The 2,166-nt window shown below is 66.9% G+C and carries 2 protein-coding genes; both read right to left on the reverse strand.

The annotated features are described in order from the left end of the window. Positions 1–320: hypothetical protein (locus tag ACZ6S6_RS37605; protein WP_469709516.1), on the reverse strand; the 320-nt coding region annotated here is incomplete at its 3' end. Positions 321–687: 367 nt separating this feature from the next. Then, positions 688–1,674 (reverse strand): helix-turn-helix domain-containing protein, encoded by a 987-nt coding sequence (locus ACZ6S6_RS37610; protein WP_469709518.1) that lies wholly within the window; start codon positions 1,672–1,674, stop codon positions 688–690. Positions 1,675–2,166: the final 492 nt, after the last annotated feature.

Genomic DNA, 2,166 nt, shown 5'->3' on the forward strand with positions numbered 1-2,166 from the left:
GCGCTGACCCCGGTCACGTAGTCCATGGTCGCGTTCAGGTCACACCACACCGTCGAGGTCCCGCCGGTTTCGACCCGGTTTCCGTAGTGGTAGTACTTGCCGTAGCCCGACTTGAAGCAGGTCGCCTTAGCGATGAAGGCCGACCCGGTGCACCTGACAGATCCGCCAGCGTGTCCGCCGCTTCCGGGGAAGTACTGGCGGTTGCTGCACGACAGTGCAGTCGCTGATGAGTCGGAAGCGGTCGCCGTCGATGCGCCGGCAACTCCCGTCATGACCAAAGCGGAGGAGGCGACCAGCAACGCTAAATCCCGAGCACTCATACGTTTCCCCTTCGAAGAGCCATCATTTAGATCAAGGAACACGGTAGGTAGGGGATAGAAAGCGCACCAATGTGCCATTCGGGCCACTGGTGACGCACCCCCACGAATGTCACGCCTGACAAAGCGAGCCTGTCGAAGTGGGAGACTCCGCACGGGCCCGCGCGGGCGTGGCAACTGACAGCGCGGCAATTGCGGCGGTCGCAGCGGCGACGGCCCATCGCTGTACAGCGGGTATCTACATGACCCCTCCAAACGGATCCAGAACGAAGACCGAGGGATTACCCCCAGACGACAGGCACGTGCAGGCTGGTCTTTGGCCTGGCCGGCGCCCCTGTCCTGAACCGTAAGAGCAGGGCCTCGATCGCGGTTACCGCTCAGTGCGCAGATGCTTACCGATCCGTGACGCCCGCCGGTATTCACCCGGCGCCACTCCGAACATCATCCGGAACGCCCTGCTGAAACCCTGCGGATGGCCCATGCCCCAGCGCGCGCCGATCGCAGCCACCGGCAGCGCGTCCAGACGCGGGTTGGTCAGGTCCTCCCGACAGCGCTCCAGCCGCCTGCGCCGGATCAGCGCCGCCACCGTCCCCCCGTTCTGTTGCCGGAACAGCGTGTGCAAAGCGCGCAGCGACAGATTGTGGAATCCCGCGACGGTGGCTGGCCCAAGTCGTGGATCGGTAAGGTTCGCGTCGATGAAGCTAAGGATCCGTGCCCGTATGACGTCCTGCCGGGTCTGGACCGGCAGCTGCCCGTAGGCGTCCAGCTGGCGGGCGATGACCGCACCCGCCAGGTCGACCGCCATCCACCCCATGTGCTCTAGCTCCCGGGGATCGGCGTCCACGCCGTGCACCCGTATCGACGTCATCAGGTCCGCCAGGACCCCGCCCACACCGGATGCCGCCATTGGGACGGCCATGGCCCGGCGCGCCCGGTCCACAGGCAGCGGCAGCACGTCGTGCGGTATCTGCGCGATGATCACCTCGGTGTCGTGACCCCGGTCGGGGACCTCCCCGCGGAACGGCTCCGACATGTCGAACATGGTCAACGCCCCATGCACGAGCCCTGAGTCCTGTCGGTGCTGCTCGATCCACAGTGGAGCTCCGGTGACGAACATCAGCTGATACATGCTTGGGTCGTCCGCCCGCACGTCCGCCCAGGTCCGCGACAGGTGCGCGGGGGGACTGCGGAACCAGGCCAACCGCACCGGGCCGGCCTGAGCCAACGACGCGTGTGCGACGAAGTCCCGCGACGCGATCGGGCTGGTGACCCGCATCCGTGCCAGCTGGTCCGACACCAGGTCAGCCCAGAACTCGAACCGAACGGCTGCGGGTAAGTGCGCGTTGGATATCTCCATGGTCCCCCTCAATGAATGTCAGCCCGAGTTTCTGCGGGGGCGGGAGTCGCCGCAAGGGTGACGCGCCACTGAGGAGTGACTGACCAGATGACGAGCCCGTTCTTCCCACCCGCCGTAGGGACTGCGGAAGACCTCGCTGATGCGAAGGTCAATCGTTTTGGTGCGCAGTAATCGCACGGCCGGGCGGAGCTTGCCGCCGGGCCCATCACCCCGGGCGCGCTTGATCCTTCCCGGCGCCGTGCGGCCTCCTGCGGCGTTCTCCGCGCCTCCGGGCTCCCGGGCTCCCGGGCTCCCGGGCTCCCGGGCGACGATCACGGGCCTCCCAGACCCTCACAGCGGGCGTACAGCGCTTCGCGCGGTCCGGGGTGCCCCGCAGTTCCCTGGCCGACTTGCCGCGGCTCGTCTCCGGCGCCGGTGTTCTCGTTCTCCCGGCCGCGAGCTCTGCTCTCAGCGGGGAGAGTTCTACCCGCGCATAGGTACTACAAGTACCTA

The organism is Streptomyces sp. NPDC048671, assembly GCF_055587045.1.

What these genes read in the sequence shown, in the direction of transcription:
- ACZ6S6_RS37610 (WP_469709518.1), bottom strand. Translation starts at nt 1,674, where the DNA reads ATGGAGATATCCAACGCGCACTTACCCGCAGCCGTTCGGTTCGAGTTC.